At 46.1% G+C, this 22,111-nt stretch carries 17 protein-coding genes; 7 read left to right on the top strand and 10 right to left on the bottom strand.

The window, feature by feature from the left end; all coding sequences use genetic code 11:
- Positions 1–19: 19 nt before the first annotated feature.
- Positions 20–922: an ROK family protein gene (locus MNQ98_RS03880; protein ID WP_241932002.1), complete on the bottom strand. Its 903-nt coding sequence runs from the start codon at positions 920–922 to the stop codon at positions 20–22.
- A gap of 365 nt (positions 923–1,287) precedes the next feature.
- Here MNQ98_RS03880 and MNQ98_RS03875 point away from each other — a divergent pair, with 365 nt between their 5' ends.
- From MNQ98_RS03875 to MNQ98_RS03865, 3 genes are all read left to right on the top strand, one after another.
- Entirely contained in the window at positions 1,288–2,427 is a 1,140-nt protein-coding gene (locus MNQ98_RS03875) for a LytTR family transcriptional regulator DNA-binding domain-containing protein (protein ID WP_241932001.1), read from the top strand.
- 196 nt (positions 2,428–2,623) lie between these two features.
- Positions 2,624–3,472 carry an ABC transporter ATP-binding protein gene (locus MNQ98_RS03870; RefSeq protein ID WP_241932000.1) on the top strand — a complete coding sequence of 283 codons (849 nt, stop codon included), beginning with the start codon at positions 2,624–2,626 and terminating at the stop codon, positions 3,470–3,472.
- Complete coding sequence (locus MNQ98_RS03865) at positions 3,469–4,170, top strand: ABC transporter permease (RefSeq protein ID WP_241931999.1); 702 nt, start codon at positions 3,469–3,471, stop codon at positions 4,168–4,170. Before MNQ98_RS03870 ends, MNQ98_RS03865 begins: the two co-directional genes overlap by 4 nt.
- A 72-nt stretch (positions 4,171–4,242) precedes the next feature.
- On the opposite strand, the gene MNQ98_RS03860 is transcribed toward MNQ98_RS03865, so the two are convergent.
- The 5 genes from MNQ98_RS03860 to MNQ98_RS03840 form a co-directional block, all read right to left on the bottom strand.
- Positions 4,243–6,216 (bottom strand): methyl-accepting chemotaxis protein, encoded by a 1,974-nt coding sequence (locus tag MNQ98_RS03860; protein ID WP_241931998.1) that lies wholly within the window; start codon positions 6,214–6,216, stop codon positions 4,243–4,245.
- 382 nt (positions 6,217–6,598) lie between these two features.
- Complete coding sequence (locus MNQ98_RS03855) at positions 6,599–7,456, bottom strand: transporter substrate-binding domain-containing protein (RefSeq protein WP_241931997.1); 858 nt, start codon at positions 7,454–7,456, stop codon at positions 6,599–6,601.
- A 196-nt stretch (positions 7,457–7,652) separates the two neighbouring features.
- On the bottom strand, positions 7,653–9,620 hold the full coding sequence (locus MNQ98_RS03850) for a methyl-accepting chemotaxis protein (RefSeq protein WP_241931996.1): 1,968 nt from the start codon (positions 9,618–9,620) through the stop codon (positions 7,653–7,655).
- Positions 9,621–10,032: 412 nt separating this feature from the next.
- Positions 10,033–11,283 carry a sn-glycerol-1-phosphate dehydrogenase gene (locus tag MNQ98_RS03845; RefSeq protein WP_241931995.1) on the bottom strand — a complete coding sequence of 417 codons (1,251 nt, stop codon included), beginning with the start codon at positions 11,281–11,283 and terminating at the stop codon, positions 10,033–10,035.
- Positions 11,284–11,649: 366 nt separating this feature from the next.
- Positions 11,650–11,928: a hypothetical protein gene (locus MNQ98_RS03840; RefSeq protein ID WP_241931994.1), complete on the bottom strand. Its 279-nt coding sequence runs from the start codon at positions 11,926–11,928 to the stop codon at positions 11,650–11,652.
- 411 nt (positions 11,929–12,339) lie between these two features.
- Here MNQ98_RS03840 and MNQ98_RS03835 point away from each other — a divergent pair, with 411 nt between their 5' ends.
- The 4 genes from MNQ98_RS03835 to MNQ98_RS03820 all read left to right on the top strand — a co-directional run bounded on the left by MNQ98_RS03835 (position 12,340) and on the right by MNQ98_RS03820 (position 16,536).
- Positions 12,340–13,755, top strand: a complete 1,416-nt coding sequence (locus MNQ98_RS03835; RefSeq protein WP_241931993.1) for an NAD-dependent malic enzyme — start codon at positions 12,340–12,342, stop codon at positions 13,753–13,755.
- 93 nt (positions 13,756–13,848) lie between these two features.
- Positions 13,849–14,286: a GNAT family N-acetyltransferase gene (locus tag MNQ98_RS03830; RefSeq protein ID WP_241931992.1), complete on the top strand. Its 438-nt coding sequence runs from the start codon at positions 13,849–13,851 to the stop codon at positions 14,284–14,286.
- 150 nt (positions 14,287–14,436) lie between these two features.
- Positions 14,437–15,873, top strand: a complete 1,437-nt coding sequence (locus MNQ98_RS03825; RefSeq protein WP_241931991.1) for a serine hydrolase domain-containing protein — start codon at positions 14,437–14,439, stop codon at positions 15,871–15,873.
- Positions 15,874–15,930: 57 nt separating this feature from the next.
- Positions 15,931–16,536 carry a class I SAM-dependent methyltransferase gene (locus tag MNQ98_RS03820; protein ID WP_241931990.1) on the top strand — a complete coding sequence of 202 codons (606 nt, stop codon included), beginning with the start codon at positions 15,931–15,933 and terminating at the stop codon, positions 16,534–16,536.
- A gap of 78 nt (positions 16,537–16,614) precedes the next feature.
- On the opposite strand, the gene MNQ98_RS03815 is transcribed toward MNQ98_RS03820, so the two are convergent.
- From MNQ98_RS03815 to MNQ98_RS03800, 4 genes are all read right to left on the bottom strand, one after another.
- The gene (locus tag MNQ98_RS03815; protein WP_241931989.1) at positions 16,615–17,307 is read right to left on the bottom strand and encodes a spore coat protein; all 693 of its coding nucleotides are present in this window, start codon (positions 17,305–17,307) and stop codon (positions 16,615–16,617) included.
- Between the two features lie 122 nt (positions 17,308–17,429).
- Positions 17,430–18,464: an anti sigma factor C-terminal domain-containing protein gene (locus MNQ98_RS03810; RefSeq protein WP_241931988.1), complete on the bottom strand. Its 1,035-nt coding sequence runs from the start codon at positions 18,462–18,464 to the stop codon at positions 17,430–17,432.
- Positions 18,465–18,594: 130 nt separating this feature from the next.
- A complete protein-coding gene (locus tag MNQ98_RS03805) occupies positions 18,595–20,013 on the bottom strand; it encodes an alanine/glycine:cation symporter family protein (RefSeq protein ID WP_241931987.1) in 1,419 nt (472 codons plus the stop codon).
- Positions 20,014–20,274: 261 nt separating this feature from the next.
- On the bottom strand, positions 20,275–22,107 hold the full coding sequence (locus MNQ98_RS03800; RefSeq protein WP_241931986.1) for a glycoside hydrolase family 35 protein: 1,833 nt from the start codon (positions 22,105–22,107) through the stop codon (positions 20,275–20,277).
- Between the last annotated feature and the right edge of the window lie 4 nt (positions 22,108–22,111).

Below are 22,111 nucleotides of genomic sequence, written 5' to 3'. Positions count from 1 at the left end.
CCCTCCATTCTACTTCTTGTTAGGTTGTTTGATCCGTCAAAGCCCACTTGACCGCACCGATGATGCCAGCACGGTTGCCAAGCTCTGCCTTGGCAAGACGTACAGGCAACACGCACAACTCTTGGAGCTTCTCATTCAGCGCCTTGCTCCATTTTTGGTAACCGTCGGACACCCCCCCGCCCAAAATAATAACTTCCGGATCATAGGCCTGCTGCACAGAAGTCAAGCCTCTGGCGAGATCGGACAAATAATCATTCATTGCATCTGTCGCTTCTTTATTACCTTCCTCGTAAGCCTGTACTAGATACCGGCTGCTCCATTCCGGATTCACAGACTTCGCAATCCGGCTCAGCGCAGTACCAGAACACTGTGTTTCCCAGCAGCCGCGTTGGCCGCAGGTGCAGGAACCTCCGTCTTTATCCACAATTAGATGGCCGATCTCAGCGAATCCGCCACGCATACCTGGCAGCACACTACCTTCATAAAAGAAAGCGCCTCCAATTCCGGTTCCAAGCGCGACAAGCATAAAGGAATGAACCCCTTCTCCCGCTCCAAGCCATGCTTCACCCCAGGCAGCCGCATTCACGTCATTCTCAACCGAGACACGGTAAGGGAACTGCTTCTCGATCTCTTTCTTGATTTCCGTACCGGTCCAACCCGGCATATTGTCTGTTGCATAGACGATGCTACCCGTTGAACGATCCACTCGGCCGGCAGTGCCGATGCCAATGCCACAAATCTCTGATTCTCCGGCTTGCTGCTCAAGAGATCGAATCAAGCCTACGGTTGCCTCCATAATCCGGTCTCTGCCTTCCAGCGCGGGGGTCGTGACAGCGAGCGGTTCCGTCATGTTGCCGTCTGTATCGACCAACGCTCCTTTGATCTCCGTTCCACCAATATCCAATCCAATCCAGCGTTTCATAGGTTCAGATACCCTCACTTTTCAATAAGTTACACCCCAAGTACATCAGATCTGCTGGTGATAATAATTCTAATAATACTATATTAAAACCGGTAAAGAGCCTCACTCTCTCCTGTTCTAACTATTCGATTTCATACCGTGAATCCCCTTCCTTTTTGAGGTTATTTTATGATCGATAAAATACATGCTGTATATCGTTGGTGTTGTTATTTATTTCAATGATTAACTGTCGCAATAGTAAGTTTGGATTACATTAAAGCTTTCTTTTTCATTCCCAAAAGTTCCATATTTCGCTATTGTATATAGGTAACCCTTTTGCACTTCAGTCATAAGGAAATCTAAGAAGATCAGGTGATAACGTGAATGTGTTGGCTATTAAGGATGTAGAGAGATATACAGAAAATATGGTGGTGTTTCCGGCATTCAGCCTTGAAATCGTACAACATGAGATTGTAGCACTATACTCCAGCATGAATGTCAGAAGCACCCTTCTACATATGCTCATTGGAAAAATCCCCCTATCTCGCGGTGAGCTGTCCATCAAGCAGGCAACGTTGTCTGGGAACCGGACGGAATACCTTTCACAGCTCGGTATATCCTTTCTCGATGATGGGCTCTATGAACGCCTAACTGTAAAGGATCACCTTATTTTTGCACAGAAACTAAGCCTCTCCCCGTGGCCTATAGATGAAGTATTAAAAATTGTTCAGCTTGAGATGAAAAGTAATGTGCGTGTCTCCAAGTTAACTCTCTCCGAAAAGAGAAGGGTTCATTTTGCACGCCTGTTATTGATGGACCCAGCATTGTTCGTATTCGAAGAGCCTGTCCAAAATGTCGATAATGAAACGAAGCTTGTATTTACCCGGTTTGTTAACACGCTCTCCGAGAGAGGCAAAAGTGTGCTCATTCTTACCGGCAACATGGAGACTGCCCTTAGCGTAACCAACAAGATCTTCCGGTTGGACGAGAAAGGGCTGCATCGTTATGAAATTATAGATGAGACTGAACAGGAGGATTCCCCCTCCCCTCATCCTCAGGATAAGCATTCAGCTAAAACGGAAAATCCGGCTGAGACAACCGAGCTGCCTCTCGACATAGATTCTCCAGAAGAGCAAAACATCCCAGATCAAGAAGAAATATCAGAAGTATTCGTGCAACCTGTTCGGCTCGAAAAAATACCTACCAAGATGAACGATAAAATGATTCTGTTCGATCCGCCGGAAATTGATTATATCGAGAGCAGTGACGGACAATCGAATATTTATGTTAAAGGCGATGCCTATCCTTGTGTGTTCAAAATCAATGAATTAGAGGAACGGCTTCAGCCATTCGGCTTCTTCCGTTGCCACCGCTCGTACATCGTCAATCTGCAAAAAGTCAGAGAAGTGATCACATACACTCGTAACAGCTTCAGCTTAGTATTGGATGATCAAGCCAAATCTTCGGTTCCATTATCCAAATCCAAAATGGCGGAACTCAAGGAGATGCTCGGCTTAAAAGCGTGATCCATTCACCTGTCTCTATGCTCCATTCGCCTTTAAAACCGCGCTACTACAGCATTTTCAACGCTCCACTCATGCCCTGTTCTGCGCCATTCACCCCCTGAGATGCTCCTTTCAATGGAATTATAATGCGGGCATTTTCGGAAGGACGTAACATGAGGATATCGAAAAACGAATGAGCAAACGGAGGTACACGGCAGTGGAGAACATTATCGAAGTTACATCATTAGGAAAAACTTTTTCCGATCATCGAGCTTTAAAAGACGTTTCCTTTCAAGTACATAAAGGTGAAGTGTTCGGATTTCTCGGACCGAGCGGTTCCGGTAAAACAACTACCATTAAAATCCTGACCGCGCAATTGAACCAAACCATTGGAGATGCTTATATATTTGGAGTGCCCGCACATCGTCTTAAGGAAGCAACATACCGCAAAAAAATCGGTGTTATTACCGACAACAGCGCTTTGTACAGCCGATTGAGCGTATATGATAACCTGAAGTTTTACTGCGATTTGTATGAAGTTCCATATAGCCGGATTCCTGAGGTATTAGAAATGGTGAATTTGGCTGGAGAACAGAAAAAAATCGTATCCAAGCTATCCAAAGGGATGCTGCAGCGTGTGACTCTGGCACGTGCCTTCCTACATGAGCCTGAGCTATTGTTCCTGGATGAGCCAACCTCGGCACTGGATCCGGGCAATACGAAACATATATATGAAGGACTCTTAAAACTTAAAGAAAAGGGAACGACCATCTTTTTGACTACACATGATATGAATGAAGCGGAGACGCTGTGTGACCGGATCGCCTTTTTGCATAACGGAGCGATTCAACAGCTGGATACACCGAAAAATCTCCGCAAGAAATTCGGAGACGACACGATAACCGTGGAGCTGACCGATGGAAGCAAAGTGACGGTTAAACGGGGACCTGAAGGAGCAGAGAAGCTCTTCCATTATATGAACGAGGATCGTGTATCTTCGATTTATTCAAATGAGCCTACACTTGGAGACATATTTGTAGAAATTACGGGGAGGGAATTGGCATGACATTTTCATTAAAGAGATCACTAGCTATTTTACAAAAGGATTATAAGGACGTTTCAAAAAATATGTATGTAAGCTTCTCGTTGATCATGCCACTGGCGATGGCCGCATTTTACGGCCGAACGGGTGTAAATACAATCAACGTCGTGTACATGGTGATTAACCTCGCTCTCACTCTCGTGGCAACCTATTTACAGAGCTCCCTGATCGCTGAGGAAAAAGAAAAGAATACGCTGCGTGGACTGATGCTCTCACCTGCAAGCCCGCTTGAAATTATTGGCGGCAAAAGCCTGCTTAGTTTGATTGCAACGATCATCGCTCTAATCGGCTGCGGATTACTATTAGAATACCAACCCGGAAACATGGTTGCTGTAGGACTGGCACTCTTTTTATCCTGTATTTTTTACATTGGTATCGGCACGCTGCTCGGTCTGGCTACCAAATCTGTTATGGAAGCATCCATTGCCGTTCTGCCTATTGTATTCTTCTTCAGCTTTACGTCTTATCTCACTCCTTTGGTGGAAGATTATCCGATACTAAAAATCATGCCGAACATACAGCTGGTTGATCTCGCGAATAAGGCTCAGGCCGGAATCAGCTTCATGGACGTCTTGTTTAATATAGGAATCATCTTGCTGTGGGCCATCGTTATTAACGCGCTTGCTTATGTCATGTACAAAAAACGTATGGTAGATGAATAGAAGGCAGCTATAGGCAAAAAAACAGCAGGCCGGAAAAATTCCGGACCTGCTGTTTTCGTTCGAATACATGATCTATACTTTAAACTTGGACAACTCTTTGCGAAGTTCTCCGACTACAGCTTCCAACTGCTGTACCGAAGTCGAGATTTCCTCAATCGAACCAATCTGCTCTTCGGCAGCTGTAGCCGCATTACTTGCGTCTTTGGAGGTCAGGCTTGCAATGGATTTCAATTCTTCAACCGAAGCACTCACCTGCTCGGAACCTGCTGACATTTCTTCTGAAGCGGCAGACACTTCCAAAATATGCTCGGCAACATTACGGGAGGCATGGAGAATGCTAGCGAACTTCTCACGTACCTCTTCGATCAGTGTAATACCTTCTTGAACATCTTTACGGCTGTCTTCCATCACATGAACAGCGTTTAACGTATCTTCACGGATCTCGGTAATGATTTGTGCGATCTTATCTGTAGATTCTTCGGATTGTCCCGCCAGCTTCTTCACCTCTTCAGCTACGACAGCAAAGCCGCGTCCATGTTCCCCTGCTCTAGCTGCTTCTATTGATGCATTCAGAGACAACAGACGAATCCGGGAAGTGATCTCCGTAATGAAACCCAAAATCTTCTCAATCTCATGGGAACGTTCACTTAGTTGTTCAATAGCTGTTCCTACCTTGGTCGTTCCTTCACCAATGTTGCCGATCTGAATAACAGTCTGTTCAACCACGGCCGCACCTGTCTCAGCATGGCCTGCTGCTTCCTGTGCAGCCTCAGAGACCATGGAGGAAGTTTCAGCAATCTTCACAATACCGCTGGCCATATCGCTCATCGACAATGCGATTTCTTCCGAGCCGGAGGCATGGGTCGTCGCTCCATCTGCAATTTGGCGAATGGAGGAACCGATAACGTTCACACTCTTTTTCGCGGAATCAATACCGCTAGAAACAAATTCAGTCACATTTATAACCTGATTCGACGAATTATTTACGCCCTCGATCAGATGTTTCAAGTGAGATACCGTTTGATTAAAATCGCCCGAAAGCACAGCCACTTCATCTTTTCCTCGAACCTGAAGCGTCTTTGTCAAATCCCCTTGGGCTACATCTTTCACAGCTGAGTTCAGATGCTGAATGGGACGAACCAGACGCTCAGTGAACAGGTAGGCAATAACAATAGCTACAATCAATGAGATAACCGAAATCATCACAAGCGTATTGGTCAGTTTGGCGATCGGAGTATGTAGTTCTTTGGTTGGGGCAGCAACGAACACCCCCCAGTTATAAGTTGATGGCGCATAAGCAGCCGAGTATGTTGTATTGTTCTGGTGCTTAGTATAATTAAATACACCCGATTTCCCCTGAATTACTTGTTCAAAGGCCTCGTTGACACTATCAACATTTTGTTCCTGGACGGTCTTTTGCAAAATCAGTTCCTTGTCGGGATGCCAAATAAATTCACCTGACGGGCTTACCAGAAACGCATAACCAGTCTCACCAAACTTTTGGGTGGATACACTCTTCTGAACCGTATCAATCGGCAGCGTCGAACCTATGTAACCATACTGCTTGCCGTCTTTCATCAGCGGAACAAGCAGACTAATGACGATATTACCGGTACGGCCTGATTTTGTAGGTTCAGAGACTACAATCTTCCCCTCGCCCTTACTAATCTCCTGATGATGAGCACGATCAGACAAGTCCGTTGTTTCCCCGTGGAAGTAGATGACGTTTTTGGCTGTTAGATCATACGAAAAAAGGAAGGTTTCAAATTCCTCATTTGTCTCCTGTGCCTTCTGAATCAGTTTTAAATCCTCTTCCTTATTCCCAGTAAACAATTTTCCGACAGCCTCAATCTTGGCAATTTTAGTGTCAATAAATTCATTGATTTCCCTTGCCAAATTTTCCGCGTTCAGTCTCGCCTCTTCATCAATGCTTTTTTCCAACAGGCCAGAAGCGTTGTTATAGCTTACTATCGTGACGGATGCCAAACTGAGTACCAGAAGCAGGCAAATCATACTAATCATTTTTTGCTTAAGACTTTTAAGCATTACAGTAAATCCTCCCCCATAAAGTTCCGGGGCCCTATCCGATCATCTGTCCACTATTTTTGCGCAATGTTCTTTTTGTAAGAGGACAAAATCTCCATCCAAATTAAAATATTTTCAGCAAAATGTTCGGGATAAATTAGGCGGTAAGACTCCACATATGTTTTTATCGGCATCAACTTTACACTTTTTAAGTGAAAACATGAAAGATTGCATAAAAAAGTTATTTTCACAGATAGCCTTCATCCATCTATAAATCCAGACTAAAAACCTAAGAAAATTCCCTCGTCGTGTACAAAAAGCGCATGGTAGATAAGTAAAAGGTAGGTATATACGAAAAAAACAGCAGGCTGGAAAATCCAGACCTGCTGTTTTCATTCGAATACTATTGCAACCATTTTTTGTCAAGAGTGTCGAACTTGCCTTGAAGCTCCATTTCATCCATCCACATTTCCAGGTAGCTTGCATATTCAAAGTCACCACGAGGAATCATGTAACCTTTTTCACTGTTTGTGAAAGGCTTGTCTGTCAAAGCTGCATACAGTCTGGAATCAGCCTTTGCATAAGTGATTGCTTCTACAGTATCCGTAATCATAACATCATAAGTGCCGTCTGCAACCAAATGAGGAATGTCCAGGTTGTTAGGAACAACGGTAACATTAGCTTTAGTCAGGTGTTGGCGAACGAATACTTCGTTAGTACCACCTGGGTTTACACCGATACGTACTGTCGGTTTGTTGATGTCTTCGATAGATAGGTATTTGCCTTTATCTTCTGCACGGATCAAAGGCGCTTTACCGAAGGAAACATAACCTTGGGATACATAAGCAGTTTTTTGTCTAGCTGTGTTACGGGTAACACCACCAACAGCGATATCAAACTTGTCATCCTGCAGGTCTTTCATCATAGTGGACCATGTTGTGTTCACAAAACGAACTTCAACACCCAGATCTTTACCAAGCTCAATCGCTGCATCAACGTCGTAGCCTTCGTACTTATTCGTTTTAGGATTCAAATATGTAAACGGTTTGTAGTCTCCGGTCATACCTACCCGAATGTATCCTTTATCAATAATTTTATCAAGCTGGGATTGAGCTTTCTTTTGTTGTCCCGGTGCATGCTCGGAAGCCGATTTTGCGGATGCGGATGGTGTGGTAAGCAGCTCGTTCGCGGCGAAGCCTGTTCCTACCAATGATAAGCTGACTACGCCAGCAATTACTACTTTTTTCCAATTCTTTAACATGTGTTGTTTCCTCCGATTTCTTCCTGTTGATTAGTTTTGTTGCTGCTTAAATGGCTGTTCAAGCAGACCTCTAAGCTTTGTTGCCGTGTTGCTCTGTTACTTCTAAAAATACTGCTGCTCACCCAAGTCCAACCCTTACAGGCATCCCCCCTTTCAAGTGCCATGCACACCGAACTTGGGAGTAGCATCATTTGATCTATACTTTAAACTTGGACAGCTCTTTGCGTAGTTCTCCAACTACAGCTTCCAGCTGCTGTACCGAAGACGAGATATCCTCAATCGAACCAATTTGTTCTTCGGCAGCTGTGGCCGCTTTACTTGCGTCTTTAGAGGTCAGGTTCGCAATGGATTTCAATTCTTCGACCGAAGCGCTCACCTGCTCCGAGCCTGCCGACATTTCCTCGGAAGCGGCGGACACCTCCAAAATATGCTCGGCAACATTGCGGGAAGCATGAAGAATGTTAGCGAACTTCTCGCGCACATCTTCGATCAGCGTAATGCCTTCCTGAACATCTTTACGGCTCACATCCATCGCCTGAACGGCGTTTAACGTATCCTCGTGAGTCTCGGAAATCAGGCGTGCGATCTTGTCTGTAGACTCCTCTGACTGTCCGGCAAGCTTCTTAACCTCTTCGGCAACGACAGCAAATCCGCGTCCGTGTTCACCCGCTCTAGCTGCTTCGATCGAAGCATTCAGAGACAACAGTCGGATTCGGGAAGTAATCTCCGTAATAAAGCTCAAAATCTCCTCAATTTCATGGGAGCGTTCATTCAGTCGTTCAATAGCCATTCCAACCTTAGTCGTACCCTCACCAATGCTGCTGATCTGTATAACGGCCTGTTCAACTACAGCCGCACCTGTCTCGGCATGGCCCGCTGCTTCCTGTGCAGCCTCGGAAACCATCGAGGAAGTCTCGGCAATCTTCACAACGCCGCTGGCCATATCACTCATAGACATTGCAATTTCTTCCGAGCTGGAAGCATGGGTAGTCGCCCCATCGGCAATTTGACGAATGGAGGAGCCGATAACGTTAACATTCTTTTTCGCGGAATCTATGCCGGTGGAAACAACTTGGGTTTCGTTCATCACCTGGTTGGAAGAATTCGTTACACCCTCGATCAGGTGTTTCAAGTGAGCTACGGTTTGGTTAAAGTCACCCGAAAGTACAGCCACTTCGTCTTTTCCTTGAACCTGAATCGTCTTTGTCAAATCCCCTTGGGCTACTTCCTTCACGGCCGAGTTCAGCCTCTGAATTGGACGAACAAGATGTACAGTGAACCGGTAAGCAATAACAATAGCCACTATCAGGGCAATGATTGAAATGATCACCAGCGTATTCATCAGCTTGGTAATCGGAGCATACAGTTCATGTGTTGGAGCAGCAACAAACACACCCCAGTTATAAGTTGACGGCGTATAGGCAGCCGAGTAATTTGTATTGTTCTGGGTATATTCAAAATTGCCTGATTTAGCTTGCTTTACGTTTTCGTAGGCGCTGACCAGTTTTGGAATATTGATATCTTGGACGGATTTTTGCAATACATAATCCTTATCCGGATGCCACATGAACTTACCAGAATTGCTGAGGAGATAAGCGTATCCTGTTTTTCCGAATGTTTGAGTGGATACACTCTTCTGAACCTCATCAATCGGCAGCGTCGATCCCATATAACCATACTGCTTACCGTCTTTCATCAGTGGAAGAATCATCGTAACGATGTTATTACCGGTACGTTTGGACACTACAGGTTCAGAGATTACAATCTTCCCCTCGCCCTTACCAGACTCCTGATAGTGAGCACGGTCGGACACATCCGTTGTTTCCCCGAGGAAGTTAATGACGTTTTTACCTGTTAAGTCATACGAGAAAAAGAAGGTTTCATATTCCTCATTTAATTCTTGTGCCTTCTGAATCAGTTTTAAATCCTGTTCCTTATTCCCTGTAATCAGTTTTCCGATTGACTCAACCTTGGCAATTTTGGTGTCAAGGAATTCATTGATTTGCATCGCCAGGTTCTCAGCGTTCAGCATCGCCTCTTTATTAATACTTTCTTTCAACAGGCCAGAAGCGCTGTTGAAGCTTGCAATCGAGACCGATGCCAGACTGAGCAGCAGAAGCATGCAAATCATGAGAATCATTTTTTGCTTAAGACTTTTAAGCATCACAGTAAATCCCCCTAATATAGTTCCAGGGTCCTACCCTTCATCTGTCCACTGTTTTTTACGTACGTTCTTTTTGTAAGAGGACAGCTATCTCCATCCAAATTTAATATTTTTAGCAAAATGTTTGGGATAAATTAAGCGGTAAGACTCCATATATGTTGTTATCGGCATCCTCTTTCCAGTTTTTGAGTGAGAGAAATCACAAAAACCAGTTTAATTTTAGATGTGACCTTCACCTATCAAAAGTAAGAACAGCAACCTCCCTCCTTAAGTACCATAACCACAGACCCATTAGGTTGCGGGACGATTTCCACTTACCGCAAGCTCCATCTGGGACGCCGAATAGATGAGGATTCCACAAAAAGAGACTGTTCGCTGCAGATTCACGCTGCTGCGAGACAGTCTCTTTGTTTTATCGATTGCTTTTCCGCTGCGGGTTCCAGCCATGCTCCTGCTGTCGTTCGTTATACGCCCGCAAGAGCGTATAACGGTTGGCACGTACGCGAGGGGCCTCCCGTAAGCTCCGGTCCAGCAAATCATGGTTTATGCCAAGCTCGATTGGTGATACGGTTCCACCAACAGTTCTTAGCAAGCCCCGAAGAGTATCCTCATCCGGTATAAGAGCAATTTCTTTGGCAATAGCGTTCCAGTGTACATAGATGGATGCAGCTCCGCCCTTGTCACCACTGCCGAAAGCAGCCTCGTAGCTCCATTTATCCGGCCCTTCTTTGGCGATCCGGTGATACAGCTTGGAAATTTCAATACAAGCTGCACCCACCTTGGCTCCGTGGAGAAGCTGCTTTTTGCCAAGACGGATGTACTCCATCTCCCAATAGTGTGACAAGTGATGTTCCGAACCGGAAGCTGGGTGTGATTGACCGAACAACAGCATGGCCAGCCCCGATTCAACCAGCGCTTCCATCAGGATTGTAACACCTGCTTCACTCCGCTCTGCTATTTGGCTGATTTGATTCACACATTTTTGAAGCGCAGATCTTGTGATTTCAACGGAACGCTCCATATAAGGCTCTCCGGCAATCATGGAGCTAAACCTCCAGTCGAACAGAGACGTATACTTACCTAGCATATCCCCGAACCCCGCTGCAACGAGTGGCGCCGGAGCCCGGGTCAGAATGTCGGTATCCGCAAACATCGCCGATGGGCCGATAGCCGGAATCGTTACTTTCTCACCGTGGACGATAATCGATGCTCCCTTCGAATTAAAGCCGTCTACCGAAGGCGCTGTCGGAACAGCCACAAACGGAATTGCAGTTGTATAAGCGGCGTAACGCGAGATATCATGAATCGTACCCCCGCCAACCGCCAGAACAACTTCAGCGTCAAACTGTTGAATGTCGAGAATGGCCTGAATGAGTGAAGCCTCGTCAGCCCGAACATCTCCTTTGGTGTCAGGACGAAGCGTTGTCATATGAACAGCTATTCCGGATCCCTGCAGCAACGGCTCCAAAGTACGTCCGGCACATCTATACGTGTTGGAATCCACAACGACTACAGCTCTTATGAACCCTTTTTGCCCAAGATATTCGGGTATTTCCTTAATCGCTCCCGGCTCGATGCGAATGACATCCACACCGTCCAAACGGCTCTGTTCTTCTCCCAAATCCGATGTCTGCTGTCTGATTCTCTTCAATATATCCGTCATATAGTCTTCCCTTCCCTGCTGCCATTTTCCATCCTCAATCTGAGGTTCAAATCCTGAATGACGGGATGATGATCGAATTGCTTGGATACTTTCACAAATTCGATGGATGCCAAGCACTATTTAATTTGATTGTAGGATTTAAACATTTGCGCAGTGTTAGACCAGATCATAGATTTTGTAAATGCAGACGGGAAGCGATGATTTAACATAGGTAACAGTTCTCCCTTACACTTGAATCAGATTCGCCATTCATACCGTGGTAACCGGCAAAGAAGCGTCAAATTCGGAGTTTCATGCTGCTTCCTGACCAAAAAGGCTCATGTGCCCCGCTTTGGGGAAACATGAGCCTTTTTCATTGAAATCAACTTAGTCCATATATCCGGCAAGTCCTTTTTTCATGAGATAGTCCATCTCACTATCCAAAATATTTTCTACTGTCAGCTCGTCCAGCTTTACATCCTTGCGGCTCATGACGTAATCCACCAGGTCATCACTATCGATATCGATATCTCCTTTGGCACCCTTGTGCGCGTTATCGATATAGGCCTGTTCATGCTTCAGTACAAGCCGGATGTCTTGCGGAGTGGCCTTCGTTTTGCTCCCAATATAGTCGACAAGCTCTTGCTCGTTCAATGTTTTATCCATTGTTATTCAGCTCCTAGAAGTAGATTACCGCCATTGTAACAGAAAGTGGTTCACGGGGAAAATAATATGACGCTCCGCGTACGAAACATTCCTACGATCGCTGTTGCCCCTGGATTTCTTGAACTATATTTCATTTGATGAAATCCAGGGACAAAGGCGAACGCTCCGCTTCTCCAAAATTGTTTCGTCCGCTCCGCTGCTTCGACGTGTTGAGTAACTTCTTAAAAGCTTTCGGGCGAACGCTCCGCTTCTCTGGAATTGTTTCGTCCGCTCCGCTGCAATGTTTTCTACCCTTCCGTTATATCAAGAATGAATCTAAAAGAAAGTATTACACAGCTAAAAAAAGGAATATGCACCTCTCTTCGCGAACTGTTTATCGTAAGTTATCTGATTATCATGATGGAGGTAACCATGGAGAACAGTGGACTCGGGGGAAAAAGCATCATTCTCAGACTGGAAATGAACACGCAGGAAATCAAATTTGGACAGGTAGCTTCCGCCATTTTTGAAGCAGGCGGCGATATGGTGGCGATTGACGTCATTCAGGCCAGCGGTCATATTACAGTCCGGGATATTACGATTACCGTGACGGACAGTGTGGACATCGACAAAATTACAAAATCTGTAAAAAACTTGCGCGGCGTCCGCCTCGTCAACGTTTCCGACCGCACCTTCCTGATGCATCTGGGGGGCAAAATCGAGACACAGCCCAAAGTACCGATTCAAAACCGTGATGACTTGTCCCGTGTATATACGCCTGACGTAGCCCGGGTGTGTACAGCTATCCAAGAAGATCCTAAAAAGGCGTACACTCTTACGATCAAAAGAAATACAGTTGCTGTCATTTCAGATGGAAGCGCTGTCTTGGGTCTCGGCAATGTCGGACCTTATGCAGCTATGCCCGTTATGGAAGGGAAATCCATGCTGTTCAAACAATTTGCCGGTGTCGATTCGTTTCCGATCTGTCTGGACACGCAGGATACCGAAGAAATCATTGCCTGCATCAAAGCGATTGCTCCCGCTTTTGGCGGCATCAATCTGGAGGATATCGCTTCCCCCCGCTGCTTCGAGATAGAACAGCGGCTCCGGGAAGAACTCGAAATTCCTGTATTCCATGACGACCAGCACGGCACAGCCGTCGTACTGTATGCCGCTTTAATTAATGCGCTTAAAATCGTAGGCAAGTCCATTGATCAAGTCAAAGTTATCGTCTGCGGAATCGGGGCTGCGGGTGTTGCCTGCAGTAAAATTTTATTGTCCGCAGGCGTTAAGGAAATCATCGGCGTAGACCGGGAAGGTGCCCTTGCTTCAGGAAATAACTATACCAACAGCATGTGGCAGTGGTATGCGGAGAATACCAACCCACGCCGTGTACAAGGTTCATTGCGGGAAGTCATTCAGGGAGCAGATGTCTTCATTGGCCTATCAGCAGGCGGACTGCTTACCCGCGAAGATGTGTTGTCGATGGCCGATAAGCCCATCGTATTTGCAATGGCCAATCCGAATCCGGAAATAAAACCGGAAGAGGTTGAGGATATTGTAGGCGTCATTGCTACCGGACGTTCGGATTACCCGAACCAGATCAACAACGTATTGTGCTTCCCTGGTATTTTCCGCGCCGCCTTGGACTGTAGAGCTACCACTATTAACGAAGAGATGAAGCTGGCTGCTGCTGAGGCTATCGCGTCTGCCGTATCAGATGAGGAACGAAATCCTTCATATATCATCCCAAGCGTCTTTAATCAGAATGTTGTTAAAGCCATCCGTGAACTCGTTGTTAAAGCAGCGATCAGTTCCGGGGTTGCCCGTAGATTCCCACGGGAATAAGCTTTACTCTCTTAATGATCGGATGCGTAGAAAGCATCCGGTCTTTTTATGTGAATTTGGTCTATGGACTACAATCGAGAGGAGTTAATACAATTGGAAATCAGAACACCCACATCAGCTGAACTCGAACTAATTCTGACTCTATCGCCGCAAGCTTTATTTGAAGGAACGCTAGGTGGTGTAATGCCGACGAGTGAGAAAATCAAAGGGCTTATTGAACCTCTCTTGGCAAAAGGCTGTCGCTATTTCATCGCTGTTGAAGGTGGTGACTTAGCTGGATGGATTCTTTTCGGTAAGAGCAAAGATCAATTTACAGATACGCCAATCGGCTTTATCTATGAGCTATTCGTTTTGGAGCAATTCAGGGGAAAAGGGTATTCAAAACAATTGTTATCCAAGGCACTAGATCACTTGAAAAGTGAAAATTTACTTGAAGTACGTCTTAGCGCTTTTTCAGGTAATCATGCCATTAAACTATATGAAAAAACAGGTTTTCATGTAAGAACGGTGAACATGAGTTTGAATTTATAAAGCACGGGTTCAAAAATCCACTATGTATTAGCTCCGTATTCATTTATAATAGATTGGAAAACTTTAGGAAGCAGGTGAATCCGTTGGTATAATTTATCGCATCCATCCTTCTATTCTTTGAAAACTAAATATAACGGAGGGTCCGATAAGATGAGTCAATTCCAACGTATTATTGAACGTTTAGATACCATTTTGGCAAAGTTCGTGCAGGATGAGGCTGTTCCAGGGCTAGCGGTCGGCATCGTACGAAATCAGGAGATATTGTATGTTAGCGGATTCGGGACGACCGACATCCGTACGGGTTGTCCTGTAGGGAAAGAAACGATGTTCCATATGGCTTCCGTCTCCAAAACATGTGTGGCAACGGGGATTATGCAGCTTGTCCAGCAGGGAAAGATTGAACTGGACTCGCCTGTAATTCAGTATTTGCCATACTTCAAGCTAAATGACCATAACTATGCTGATATAACCGTCCGCCAACTTCTTAATCACACTTCGGGTATGCCGGACGAGGATGATTTTGAATGGGATCGGCCTGAATTCGATGAACACAGCTTGGAGAGGTATGTAAGACGCATGGAGAATCACCGTTTGCTGTCTACACCAGGCGAAAAATTTGCATACAGCAATATCGGCTACGAAATATTGGGCGACGTCATCGCCAAAGTGTCCGGTCTATCCTTCGAGGAATATATGAAGTCCCTCCTTCTGGAACCTGCGCAGATGCACGGAAGCTCTTTTTTTAAAAGCGACATCCCATCTGACCAGTTGGCATCACCCCATCTTCACGGATTTAAGGAAGGCTATGGACCGGAATCAAGTGACATCTTTCCTTATCACCGGGCTCATGGACCGAGTTCAACGCTATACAGCAGCGCGGAGGAAATGTGCCGATATATGATCTTCCAACTGAACCGAGGAATGACGTTCGGGGGCAAGCAGATTTTACAGCCTGAAGGGTATGGACCATTATGGGAAGAATATGCCGAGACGCATTACGGCAGCTGGATGAACGGCATCGGTCTCTCCTGGTTTCTGGGGTCTTATAAAGATTGCCACATTATGTCGCATAGTGGTATGGATACGGGCTTCCGTAGCAATCTTATGCTCATGCCCGATCAAGGCTTAGGATTAGTGCTCATGACGAACTGTGATTATATCGGACTTAAAGTCGTCTCAACATCCATCATCGACCTTCTCCTCGGTGAAGATATAAGGTATGTTAAAAAATCACTGTCCCACCATCTGTCTAAAATCACGATCATTTCTGGTGTCGAGGCAGCTTGGCGGGAGTACAGTTCCATGTCTTCCCACGATCTGGACCGTTATCTTATTCTTGAAGGTGAATTCAATTTCATCGCTTATACCATGATGGAAAAAGGCTTTCTCACCGAGGGAATTAAAGTCCTTGAATTATCTGTACAACTTTTTCCGGAGTCATCCAACCTTTATGACAGTCTTGGAGAAATGTATTTGTCAGCAGGAGATCCGGCTGTGGCTCTTCGGCACTACGAAAAATCGGTTGAGCTTGACCCCACTCACCGTGAAGGTGAGATCATGATTGAAAAACTGCGAGCTTCTATGTAAGAGAGGACTCCAGCGTCTTCCATCATCAACTTCTGATCCACATGAGGAGTATAATTCATGAATAAAGACACCCTCGTTCGAAAATTCAACAAGCAGGCATCTATGTATGAGCGAAACAGCAGACAGCGTATGCTCGGAATGTGGAGAAGCCGACTCCTTCAAGATGTACATGGAAAGGTGCTGGAGGTTGCCGTCGGGGCCGGGGCCAATTTTCCTTATTACAATCGGGATACAGTTGATCTGACCGCGGTAGACTTCAGTCCGGAAATGCTGAATAGCGCACGGCGGATGGCCTTAGAACTGCAGCTTGAGGTGTCATTTCAGGAGCAGGACATCGAGACTCTCGAGCTGCCGGAAAGGTCCTTTGATTGTGTGGTTTCCACCTTGTCCCTGTGCGGTTACGATGATCCGTTAGCTGTTCTCAACAAAATGAATCGCTGGTGCCGGCCCGGAGGACGAATTTGTTTGCTGGAACACGGGATCAGTTCCAACCGGTTACTCGGTTTTACTCAACACCTGGTCAATCCCGTTGCCAGGCGAATATCGGGCTGTCACTTTAATCGAGATATGCTTCAGATCGTTCATGACTCCGAAGTTGAGGTTGTGAACACCGAACGGTATTATGGCGGGATGATTCATCTCATTTGGGCGGTATCCACTTAAGCAACGGCTAATAGACACAACAACAACATAAACACCAAAAGGGCATTCCACAGGGAATGCCCTTTTGGTGTTTATACATTACGTCCTAGAGGAAGGTTGTGACCCGCCTGGATTCGTAAAACTTCCAAAACTATCCGGATTTGCTTGCCCAGCCATGAATGGCCCCCGATTTTCCATGGCACCACTTTGCGTGTGAAGTCCGGGCATGACGTAGGCCGGCGCAGGCTGATAGGTGTTCAGATACGTCTGCGCTGTTCCTTGTTCAAAGGTAGGCACCGGATACTGGCCCTGCTCATTCATGAACAGAAATACTTCGTAAGCCTGGTTAATGCAGCTAACGGAGCTGTTCGTAAGCGCCCGACGCAGGTTGATGTCCGTGCATTCCAGCGCGGCCGTCGTGCAGTTTTTTGCACTGTTTTTATGCGCAATAAGCATGGCTGAGGCGATTTCGTTATCAGACATTACGGCATCAGGATGAGGCGTAACGGTCTGAGGGTTATTGATCCCGTATTGCACGTTCTGTTGGGTTCCTTGTACGCCAGCTGAAGGCATGAGGGGGTTCATACGGGTGTTTGCATTTATGTCGGTTCCACGTGTAAGAGCAACAACCTCATTGTAAGAACGGATGCCTTCTTGTTGATGACGCTGGATCATACTTTGCAGCTGCGGATTTTTAGCTTGGGACGCATAAAAGCCTAAATGATTCATCATGTTCATTTTTTCTGCCAGAACTTCATGGGTATCCATGACTTCATGAGCTCCAAACTTCATAGGAAATCACTCCTTTGGTATATAGGTTTCAACCAAGGATAATCTTTCCGATGTGTATAACAATTATTCACCTGCTGAATGTTTCTATCTTATATAACAACGCGGGCGAGGGTGCCTCAACACTAGTTATCCCAATTCCACACCTCAACCCGTCCAAGCCCAAATCTCCGAAACTCCGGTACCTGCCTCAGCTTCTCCAGTTCTCTTGCGGGTCCGGTAACAGTAGCGCCGTACACTTGAATGCCGTTTTGTTTCAGATAGGAAAGTCGCTGTTTATCCTCATTGACACCATAATAATTCACATGGCTTGTCAGCCACTCCAAGTCTTTCATCAATTGTTCTTCAGCAAGAGCGATATCCTGTTTCGTCAAACTGAAAGATTCTCCTCCTGCCGTTCCGTTTTCATGAAAAGTAACCAAGGGCCGGAGCGTTAAATGAGGAGGGTAAACTGTATCGTTGGTTGATACATAATTGGACACTTTCACATCCTTCATTTCTCCGGAATATACCGCCATTCCTGTGACCCAAAGATCATATTCAGACAAAACTTCCATAAACTCTTTCGGTGTCATTCCCTTTCCAAACGAAAACCACATCTCAGCTACAAAGCCGTCCTCGATATGACCCAATCGTTCCATATCGGGTTCTCCCCCAATCGGCAGGGCATCACTCCCTCCATAAATCAAGGATATTGGAAATCCAATGAAAGGGCGTCTGTCCCCCCTGAAATATTTTTCTTCTTCTTTAATCGAATATCTGATCTCGCCAAACAAACTTTTCTCCGCATGCAATTCACCTGTTATGACACTCCATTCACCAACCTGACGGTAAACCTTGGTTGTCACGGTTTGCTTAAACAATGGACTTATGTAAACTAATCCGAAATCTTTGTCTAATTTCATCCCGCTCCCCTGCATCTCTGCTAAGATAGCGACTGCGCGTGTAAACTGGGCATTTTTTCCCGATTTCTCGAAATACCAATGTGTTCCCCACATATAAATCGAAAATAAAATAGTCAACAGTATGACAAGAGCAATGATATCTACTCCCCACCTGATTCTGTTGCCCCATTTAGACCGCTGCTTCTTACGTTCCAATAAATCCGGGGAGAAATGTTCCGTTCCGGAAATTCCCACCATCTCATCACTCATAAACATATCCATCCTCCCTACCCTCTCATCTGTATAACACCTCTCCCCCTTAAAATGTTATAAAAAAACACAGCACAAAAACGCTGCACCTGCGGCCAAAGCCAACCGCAAATACAGCGTCTCTAATTATAAATATTTACTTCGTTTCAACCGGGCTGTCATCCCAGCATTCCACATTTTTCAATCCCGAAATACTGTCCTTCGTAAACACCGGGTCTTTTCCGGCCTTCTTCTGCGCCGTATAATCCTTGAGCGCAGCGAAGGCAATCTTGGACAACAGCATAATGGCAATCAGGTTAACGATAGCCATGAGGCCCATAAACAGATCTGCCATATCCCACACGAGCTTCACACTTGTGACGGAACCGAATAGAACCATAGCGAGAACACCAATCCGGTAAATCCAGATCCAAATCCGTTTGGAGTTCAAAAACTCGATATTGGTCTCACCGTAATAATAGTTGCCTAGCAGTGTGCTGAAGGCAAAGAGGAATATCATAATAGCGAGGAAATCGGAAGCCCAAGAACCCATCTGCATCCCTAGCGCTGCTTGAGTAAGCTCTATCCCATCGAGCCCTGTCTGTTTGTAGGCTCCTGTGAACAGAATCATAAATGCCGTGCTTGTACAGATGACCAACGTATCAATGAGTACACCTAAAGATTGAATGAGACCCTGCTTCGCCGGATGGCTTGTCGATGCCGTGGCCGCAGCATTCGGCGCACTACCCATACCCGCTTCGTTCGAGAACAAACCGCGTTTAATGCCGTTCATAAGGGCAGCACCAAACGCACCTCCGACCGCCTGCTCAAAGCCGAATGCACTTTTTACAATAACGGAGATCACTTCCGGAAGGCTTGTAATGTTAGCCAGCACTATAAACAACGCAGCACCTACGTAAATTACAGCCAACACGACTACGATCCACTCGGACCATTGCGCAATTCGCTTTACACCGCCAAAAATAATGGCGCCAAATACTAAGGCCATCACAATACCCAGTGTCAGACGATTTGTCCCGAATGAATTTTGAAATGCGACCGAAATAGTATTGGATTGAACCGCGTTAAACACAAGACCGAAAGACAGCGTAATAAGAATCGCAAACAAGGAACCCATCCAGCGTTTATTCAGACCAAACTCCATGTAATAAGCCGGACCTCCGCGGAAACCGCCAGTCTTGCTATCTTTAACTTTGTAAATTTGGGCTAACGTACTTTCAATAAAGCTGGACGCTGATCCGATAATCGCAATAATCCACATCCAGAACACCGCACCCGGACCACCAAGCGATATAGCCAGCGCCACACCTGTGATGTTACCCGTACCAACACGAGCAGCCATACTGATGGCGAACGCCTGAAACGATGAAATACTGCCCGGTTCGCTGCTTTTGGACTCCCGAATGACACGCAACATTTCTTTGAATAATCGAAACTGCATAAATCTGCTTTTGAATGTAAAATAAAGTCCTCCGCCAATAAGCAAAACAATTAACAGCTTGGACCAAAGTAAATCGTTAACTATATTAATAAAACTTTGTACTACCTGCTCCATAGAATGTTCCTCTCTGTGTATAATCTAGATGCTAATAGACCTTCTCAACTTATCATTATAACTTGTTTCCCGACCTCAAAAAATGCGGAAAAATATGGAATCCACAAAAACCGCTCTAAAACTAATAAGGCCACCCGTTAATCCACTTAACGAGACGGCAGCTGGTTGGCGAGATAAACGAAATAATATGGCAGAAGCCCATCCGGATTAACGGACGGGCTTGGTAGGTCATCTAGTGCCATATGAAAAATTTTTCTGCTTTTACAACTCGTCTTCCTGTACAAAATTCAGCACTGCATCGTCTACAGCTGCAGTCTTGCCAAGATCAGGGCGATCCGTCAGTTCGATCTCGCAAGATTCCGGACAGGCGTGCAATTCCAAAAGAACCAGTTCATTTTGCCCCTTGCGAAGCAAAGGACCTGGAATATACAACGCTCGCTGCGGACCCGCGTGCCAATAGCGGCCGAGATTGAAGCCGTTGATCCAGGCGACTCCTTTACTCCAGCCGTCAAACCGGAGAAACGTGTCGCCGATCTCCTCAACCTTGAAGCACCCGCGGTAAAATCCCGGCATCCCTGAATATTCGGAGTTGTCCGGTATCTCTCCGCTCTGCTTGCTGTACACAAGCGAAGCCAGCTCTAAAGACCCTAGAGGCAGCGTACGGATACTCCAGTCATACTGGAACTGATTGTCGATCCGAACCCCCTCTGTAATCCCTTTCGGGTCACGAATGAGTGGTCCGTAATTAATCCGTCCCATATTTTCAACGAGGATGTCAAGCCGTGCCCCTCCTGCCGGGACAGAAATATTCAATGGCTGCGGGTTCCAACGCTCAACGACCCCAATCGCCCTTCCATCCAGGAACACTTGCGCCCGGTCCCGAACCTCCTGAATGTACAGCTTCTGACCGGAGCGCGGCCCCTGAATATAGGTACTGTACATAATAAAACCATAGGACTGTCCGAATTTCTCCATCGGCTCTATGTTTACACTTTTCACCGGTTTGGATAACGTATCCAGATTGAAGTCAGCGAACAGTTCCGCCTTTTCCGTCAAGGCGACTTTTCCGTAACTTATTTTCGGGATCGGCTCGGGAAACGGACAATCAGGAGTAAATCCATGCTTTGCGAGCACCTTTTGGACAGCATCTAACTTCTCCGTTCTATCTCCCCATTCTGTCAACGGAGCGTCATAGTCATAACTTGTCGTCGTCGGCTCGTATTTGGCAATATGATTTGCCCCGTTATAAAAGCCAAAGTTTGTTCCACCATGGAACATGTACATATTGATGGAAGCGCCCTGTTCCAGCATTTCATCCAGAACGCCAGCTACATCCGCCGCATCCCGCACATGATGATCTTCCATCCAGTGATCGAACCAGCCGTTCCAGAATTCCATCACCATAAGCGGCTCTTCCTTGCGGTATTCCCGATATTTGGCCAAAGATTCTTCTACCCGCGAACCGAAGTTGACTGTGGCATGCACATCGCCCAGTGTTCCTCCCAGCAGCATTTCATCGGTAGGGCCGTCGGAAGTAAAGAGCAGTACATCAATTCCACGACTCAGCAATCCGTCCCGCAAATAGCCCAAATACGCATGGTCATTGCCATAGCTGCCGTATTCATTTTCCACCTGGACAGCCAGAATCGGCCCGCCATGAGTGGATTGGAGCGGAACAAGCCGAGGAATCAGCTCGTTATAATAGCGGTCCACCTTACTTAAATAGAAGGGATCGTAACAGCGAAGTTTGAGTTCCCCGTAAGCCAGCAGCCAGCCCGGCAAACCGCCGAATTCCCATTCCGCACAAATGAACGGACTTGGTCTGACAATGACGTGAAGGCCGAGTTCTCCGGCAAGCTCAATAAACGAAACTACATCGGCCATGCCGGTAAAATCATACTCTCCCTCCTGAGGTTCATGCACGTTCCAGGCAATGTAGGTTTCAACTGTATTGAATCCGCAGGCCTTCAGCTTCAACAGCCGGTCCTTCCAATATTGCGGCACCACCCTGAAATAATGGATCGCTCCTGAGATAATCCGGTAAGGCTCCCCGTCTAGTAAATATTGTCCGTTGCTCCAAGTAAGTATGCTCATTATA

The sequence above is a fragment of the Paenibacillus sp. N3/727 genome (assembly GCF_022637315.1).
Taxonomy (GTDB): domain Bacteria; phylum Bacillota; class Bacilli; order Paenibacillales; family Paenibacillaceae; genus Paenibacillus_AQ; species Paenibacillus_AQ uliginis.
The sequence above is the reverse complement of the archived record's forward strand: the minus strand, read 5'-3'. Positions and strand labels throughout refer to the sequence as shown.